3 protein-coding genes are annotated in these 7,240 nt (G+C 57.4%); 1 reads left to right on the top strand and 2 read right to left on the bottom strand.

The window, feature by feature from the left end; all coding sequences use genetic code 11:
• Nucleotides 1-845 precede the first annotated feature (845 nt).
• Nucleotides 846-2,363 carry a hypothetical protein gene (locus tag ACFMO7_RS10195; protein WP_376795381.1) on the bottom strand — a complete coding sequence of 506 codons (1,518 nt, stop codon included), beginning with the start codon at nt 2,361-2,363 and terminating at the stop codon, nt 846-848.
• A gap of 128 nt (nt 2,364-2,491) precedes the next feature.
• Nucleotides 2,492-4,183, bottom strand: coding sequence for a CHAT domain-containing protein (locus ACFMO7_RS10190; protein WP_376795380.1), 1,692 nt, complete (start codon nt 4,181-4,183; stop codon nt 2,492-2,494).
• Between the two features lie 731 nt (nt 4,184-4,914).
• Here ACFMO7_RS10190 and ACFMO7_RS10185 point away from each other — a divergent pair.
• A complete protein-coding gene (locus ACFMO7_RS10185) occupies nt 4,915-5,517 on the top strand; it encodes a hypothetical protein (protein ID WP_376795379.1) in 603 nt (200 codons plus the stop codon).
• The last annotated feature ends 1,723 nt before the right edge of the window (nt 5,518-7,240 follow it).

Raw genomic sequence — 7,240 nt, 5'->3', positions numbered from 1 at the left:
TGCTCCGAATCAGGAAACGGAGTGATACGATGAACCGGAGCGCAAAGCGTAAAAGGGATACCCCAGGCTTGGCCCTTCTCAAAAAGATGGAAGAGAAACCTTAGAAATCTTCACGGGGGATGAACACCTGGCTCGCTCCCTTGCGAGCGGCACACCCATTGATTCAGGCACCTTTGAGGCGGTGGTGCTCCTCAATCTCCTCAGCTTTCCAGTTGTCGCGCGCTGGCTGACCGCCCGAGCAGAGGAGGCATGCCAGCTCCCCGAGCGATCCAGGCAACAAAGTAGCCGAAGCGCGGCAGAAAAAGAAGAGACTCCAAGGACAGGAATACCCCTTGCTCCTTGCCTTGCTCGGGCCATCACTCGATAGTACTGCTGCTCCTTGGGGAGAAGAAAAGGCCAGGGAAATTCAAGACGTAACGTTGTTGGATCTCAGCAAAACTGCTCCCCCTACCGCCGTATTATGGCGTCGGGGTTGCCAGGGTAGTCAGAGCGAAAAAGCTTTCTCGATTTTCCCTCCGGTGCTGCGCCTTCGATCGGGTCCTGGGGATAGCCTACCCAGCAGGCGCAGCAAGGATACCACCCCTCCTTCAGCGTTTCAAGAAGAGAGGTGAGACCGTCAGGCAAAACCAGACTGATAGCAGGCAGTCTACCTGCCAGCAATACCAGACGGTTGCCGGTCCCAGCCGCCGCGGCGATCTCGCTTTCCAGTCCCGAGGTGAGCAGTGCTTCCTCACGGAAGCGTGGCAGCTCGCGGAGGAGGCTGAGGTTCCAGAAGCCACTGTTGGTGCCCTGCCACGCAGCTCCCGACGGCACATGATGGCAAGAAGTTCCCTGAACAGGACAACTCAGTCCTCGACGGCAACGACCTCATCGAATAGAAAATCGAGCAAAGGCTCCAGAAGGCCCGCATGATTGAGCTGATAGCAGCACTTCTTTCCACAAGGAACAAGAGGCCCAGAGGTCCTGCGGGCTTTCCCTTCCACCTCGGACAGCTCTGAGGCTAGCTCCAGCATGCATCGGGCTCCAGGGGGCCAATGCCGGAGTGGGGTCTTACAAAGACGATCAAGCAGCTTTTGACGATGAATCAGACCACAAACGATCACAACTCCCCGCCGCTTGAGCAGCCTGGCGGTGATCAAGGCGCTTTCTATCTCCCGAAAAGCACCATCGGAGATGATCAGCAAGACCTTGCGATGCTGCTGATAGCACGGCTCTAGAAAACGGCGGGCTGCCCGGTCCAGAGCTGCCCTAAAGGGGGTGACCCCGAAGAGCACTCCTTCTGTCAAGAGTAGCTCTTCACAGTTAGAGGGAAAGAGAGCGGTGATATTGACGAGCGGGCGAATGACCTCGCGGCTGCTTGCCAACCAGACCCAGCGCTCAAGGTTGTTCCTGGCCTCCTGTTGGAACTGGCGGAGGAAGAGCGACTGAACGGTCTCTTCGATCCGGGGCTTCAAGGTATCCCAGCCAAATTTCTGAAGAAAGCGCCTGGTCAAAGCTTCAACCTTTCGGCGATCCAGGCGGGCGGAGATCAGCCGCCGCTGTGTCATCAGCTTGCCAAGCCGCAGCGTGAGCACAGTCGCAACGTGCTTCTCGACCTCCTTCTGCAGGTCGGCATAGATCTCCCAGGCCAGCTTCAAGGCGCGCTCTTCATCCAGATCGTTAACAATTTCCTCGGGAGAGAATCCCTGCACAAGGGCCTGCAGAGCAGTGGTAACGTAAGCAGCAGCAAAGGCATCTAGATGCTGCTCGATGATATGGACGTAGTAGGCCCGATAGCGAGCAAAATCATTGCTTGCTTGCTTAAAGACCGAGTCGGCATACTCTCTAGCCGCTCGCCGAGAGACCTCACGAATTCGGGCTGTTCGCTGCTGCAGTCGCTTCTGGAGCGAAGCAGCGAGTCGAGGGAAACAGCAAAGGCGCGCGGCCTTTGCCAACAAACTACGTTCGAGGCGGCGTGTGGCTGATTCAAGCAGCGCCTCCTCAATATAGTCGACCAGCTCAGCAAAGACATCTTCAGCGATGGTCGCCTGGTCGAAAACCGTGCCAGCACATTGCTGCCATTTCAGATGAAGCTGCTGCTGAAATCTGTCCAGATCTGCCTGGCGCGGAACAAGTTCGCTGAGGGCTAGCAGATCGCAGACCAGATCGGCTAACCCCTTACATCTGGGAACCCCGGGAACCTGCGCCAACTGAGGAGGATCAGATTCCTCAGCCTCGAAGGGGCGAATGGGGACGACAGTGCATTTGAAGCCGAATCCCAGGCAGAATACGTCAATGCCTGGCAGGCTTCCCTGCTCCTCGTTCTGGCGCAAGGAGGCCAAAGCCGTATTGAGGGCACGCAGCAGGGCCTTGGCACCGGGCAAGGGCCGACCATCGGTACTGCGCCAGTGCCGGGCGCATCGAGGCAGAGAAGTCGACCAGGATGCCTAGCAGAATGGGAGAGCATGCACTCTCGCTGATGGGAAAAGCAGTCTGAGTGGACATTGTTCCGTCACCACCCTGTGGGCAAGGCTCTGGCCGCCTCTGAATCCTCAAGCAGGCTCAGAACCACACGCACAAACTCCTTGAGCACAGTCGTATGATTCACCTGGACAAAAAGGCGAGCCTGGGGATAAATAGTCCAACCGTGGGCCAGGAGGTGGCGTCGAACCTCTGACTGCTCGGGCAAGGGAGAAGACAAGTGGAACATGGTCGCTGCCTCCGGCCCCCAGGAGGGAGCAACAGCATTGTAGAGATAGCGCGGATCGTTGAGGTCCCGCGGACTGATCATGCACGCAATGATGATCACTCCCATCTGCTGTAAGCACTGTGCCAGGGGCAAAGGGTTCTGCTGGGAGAACTTACCATCAGAGATGAGCAAGAGCAAGCTTTGCGTGGGAGGCGTCGCGCGCCGTTGCAGCTCCCCTCGAAAACGCCGGATCAGTTCTTCAAACAGCTCCCCAGCAGGAGTTGACCCAGAGACCAGCTCTTTCAGAGCTGTCAGATCAATGCGCAACCGTTCTGACACATCGATGAGATCCAGCGCTTCCTCCAAGGCCAGCGTTGTGTCCCCAAGCTCTTTGGCTCGGGCCAGGATCGTTGACTGTCTGGCTCTCATGAGACTCTTGATCGCCTGCTGCTCTCCGAGCCAATCGATTATCTGTTTTCCTAAGTCGGCCAGCTTGCTCAGACCGAGCTGTGCCATTAACTCGTCGGTCCCGCTGTAGCCAGGCAGCTGTTTTTGCCAAGAGCGCTTTCTCTTCCGAGCAACAGCTTCAATGACGTCTTGAGAGAGCTGCTCTCGAATGGCCTTCAACAGGCTGAAGAGATCGCAAACGGGCACGGAGCGCAACCCAAAGCCATAGGCGAAAAGGTCGATGACGGAGTCCAGCGAGCGGGCGCGGCTTTCCGAGAGGCTGTTCCTGGCTCCCAGCAGCAGCTCATGCCAGGCCTGTCCGATACCCTGAAGACGATTGAGTTCCTTGCCTCCTTCAGAGCGGATACTGGCCTGCATAGAGCCAGAGAGATCAAAAGCACAGCCGATGAGATAGCGGCCCTGGCGCACGTAGGGGCGCTCGTGCCAGGATGGTATCCCTTGCCCGCTCTGTTCGAGCTGGGCGGTGACACGAGGAGCCACACGCTCGCCGCGCTCAAGCAGCTGGGGGAGAGTCACTTCAGAGGGACGGATCAAAGCAATAGCGGTGCAGCCCTCTCTATAGGCCTCCTTGTAGGACTTGCCTGCTCCCAGGGCGTCGTAGAAGCCGCGCGCAAACGCGATGGAGAGCTCATCTTCGATTGGCCGCTCCATGACAATGGTGAAGGGAACATCCGTCAGAGCTTCCCCCGAGGTCAAGGAAGAGCAGCTGTTGAGCACAACACACTCAAGCCCTTCGCGACCGCGGAAGAGGTAAGCCAGACCAGCTGCAGGAACCAGACGATAGCCATGACGCTCGTCTGCAAGGAAGATCCCCCCTGAATCACCATGACCGGAGAGATGTACAATCTGGTACGATCCTTCCAGCAAAGCTCGATGTAGATCTTCCGCTGTGGCTGCCTGGCAGGATCGGACCTTGATGCGGTGCCTGTAGTTGCTCCGCTCAATCGCGTGCTTGATCTGGCGCTCCTCCTCGTCAAGACGAAGACGGCTCGTGGATATAGGATCAGCAAAGACAAGTAGGACGTTGATCTGCCTGGCGTAAGCCATGGCTACCTTCCTCTAGCGATGAAAGGCCAGCTTGCTCAAAACATAGTTTATCGTCTATATGATAGCACATCCAATGCGAGACATCAATACAAATCTCTTTATAGATAATACCTTGATTTTCATTAAAAATAGAGGCGGGAATACTCTTCTCCTTCGAGCCGCGAGTGTGACCAGACAGCTGATGGCACCGGACCAACAGAAGCCGGCTCTACTGGCGAAGAACGAAGCGTTTCCGATGAGGACGCAGTTGCTTATCCGAGAGGTTATCAGCCTTTGGCCTGGACACCTGGCTGACTGGCTTGTTCGAGCCTCAAGCGTCTCTGAGAGATAGACAACCTTCTGGCCTGATTAGTACGCTGCCTTCGTCCAGCTCGTCGACCAGCGATGGCTCCTCTCGATGCTTCTTGACAGCGAGTGGCTCCGCTCCTACAATCTCTTCGGTCAAGGGCATGCAAAAGGACTCTGCGAGAAGTTCCCTTTGAGTGGAAGCACCAGGGATCCAACGATGTCTCATGATCACTCTCTCTTTTCATGCTGCTTATCTTCATAAACTGAGGTGAGCAATGTCTGCTGATGATCCGACGATCCCGCCGCTCGAAACAACGCAGCCCACAAATAATGCGTTTTCCGAATCGACAGCTATTGCGGAACCTTATCCATATGACGAAACATGGGAGCTTCCGCCACTACCACCACCACCGCCTTCTCCTCCGAGGAATTACAGACAGCGTATGACTACCCTCTTTCTGCTGGCATGCCTGGTCATCGTCTCCGCCGGTGCCGGGGCACTCGCAGCAACGCTGTACTGGCGGAGTCAGCCAGGTGTGCTTACTCCCTTCTCCATGGGACTCAGGTCGACCTCGCCTCCTGGGGTCAACATGCGGCCGTCCTCTCTTCCCTCTGCAACCTCGCTGCCATCCCCGGAACCAACTCCGACTTCAGACCTGAGCTACACAGCTGATGACATTCTAAGGGACTTCATCGCCGCTGGCGCTCATCCTATCTTTATCGAACATAACACAACGATCTCGCAATGGACTGGCGGCGCCTTCACCGTCTCGGTTCCGGCCAGCAGCTCGGTGACGTTTGGCGATGCCTCCGACTGTAACGGACCCTGTGAACCACGCAATATGGGCCTTTGGGTCTACCAAGACAATACCACGGCGGATCAGGCATATAACGAGGTGAGCGATGAGAACGATCAGGCCTTGATGCATCCTCCCCAGGGCCTTTCACTTGTTCCAACGACCATCTTTATCCACGCCCGTTGCCTGTTGTTAGGAGCCGATATCGCCTCGATCTATATCCAGGTTGTCAAGCAGTACTGCAAATAAAAGGTTAGGGGTGGGATGCAGCCCCACAGCGCTGACAGATGGCCTCAACAAGGTCACACTGGGCAGCCAGTGCGTCAGCACGCGAGATCGCTGCTGGCCATGCCGTGAGGGCGCGCCCCCCTCACCAGTAGAATCACTGACCTGCACCGCGCCATTGCTTGCAGGGTTGACTGCAACGCGCTTACACCGCCAGAAGTCTCCTGGTAAAGCACCGAAATCTTGTTATACCTATTTTTTTATCATATACTCTGTTAGAACGTTTCGCTGGTGACGTTTCTGAGTCAATACGGCCCTGAACTGAAGTAGCTTTCTCCCAGCTGTAGCTACGTCCTCTGGGCAAGCAGCGGCAAGCGATCCTGGCCCATGTGGCGGTCTTGATTCAGAAGCCTCCCCTGTTTCGGCAGCCGGTCAGCGCGTATCACCTGATCATACCGATGCTGGTGCTGCACCCAGGTAGCTGATGGTCAGGGGCAGCAAGCAAGACAGGATTGGGGCATAAGATGCTGGCTGGAGCGATGGAGATAGGCCCTCGGGCCACTGGCTGGCTCGCCTGCCGCCCGATGCCTGAGCTGATCAGGCCGTCGAGCGAGCCCGGCCCCCTGGAGCCCCGTCTCTCCAGCCGTTCACTCAGACAGGCTCCTCTTGACCCAGCCTCCTGGCTCCGTCCGCCAGGCTGCACGACAACGGGGAACCTGTTGGTCGTCCCCTCGGTGTCAGGTCCTCTTGATGGCCTGTCCGCATTGGGAGCGGCTGGCAGGGAGAGCAAGCATCCCGCCCTGGTTCCCTCCGGGAGGGGGACAGGACCTGAAGGGTTTACTGGGAGCTGCAGCTCCCTGATCCCCTGCCCTGATCTGCTTCCGTTGGCGATTGCGGGCCGCGTCACCGCTGTTTCGCAGGGGAAAAGAGCCGGAGCGGCTGCCAGCTCTCTCTTGCTGCATGACGTGGGCAAGGAAAGCCGGTCTGGATCTGGTGCTCAGATGGTATTCAGATGGCATGAAGCAGAGGCTGTGGGGGATCAGCCCCTCGTCCTTGCCTGCTTTTGCTGACAAGGCTTTTTTGGCTTTTGGGGATCCCAGGAGGATACCAGTCCCTCGACCCGGCGTCTGTCCGGCTGCGCCGGGAGGAGCAATGATGTTCGCGGCTGAGCCCAAATGGCTCTGTGTCCAGCTTCTTGGGTCGCTTCACGAGCTGCTCAAGCGCCAGCCCCTGCACTGGCAGGGGCGCCAGCACGAGCCGGCTTTCCTGCGCGTGCTGATGGGCCAGAGGGCAGAGGTGGTTGTGCTGGATACAGCAGGGGTAATCCGCTTGAGGGGAAGCGGTGCTCTCGTCGCTCTTGCCCCGTTGCTGGCTGACGGTATGACAGAGGTGCTGGAATGGAGGGGAAGGCGTCCAGAGACTTTCTTCCTTCTCTCCATCCCTGACCCTCCACCGCCTTCCTGGCAGGGAGGAAGCACAAACGCATGGAAGAGAGAGGTATCACGTCCTCCTGGCTCATGTCCCTGATGTGCCCGCCGGCGGACCAGAGTAGACGCTTTTGCCTTCCTGACCTGGAGCGCATTAAAGATCTGTGAAGAAAGCGAAAGGAGGCTCTTGACACCCCCACTGCGCATTGACAAGCAGCTACCATTTCTCTACACTCAACAGTGTTCATCGCTCACCGCGTCTCATTCCTCCCTTGGGACGCATGAAGTCACGTGAGAGGAGCAGTCATGCCCTGGTGGTT

The organism is Thermogemmatispora sp. (assembly GCF_042408735.1).
GTDB lineage: Bacteria > Chloroflexota > Ktedonobacteria > Ktedonobacterales > Ktedonobacteraceae > Thermogemmatispora.
Note: the sequence above shows the minus strand (reverse complement) of the source record. Positions and strands in the feature narration are given on the sequence as shown.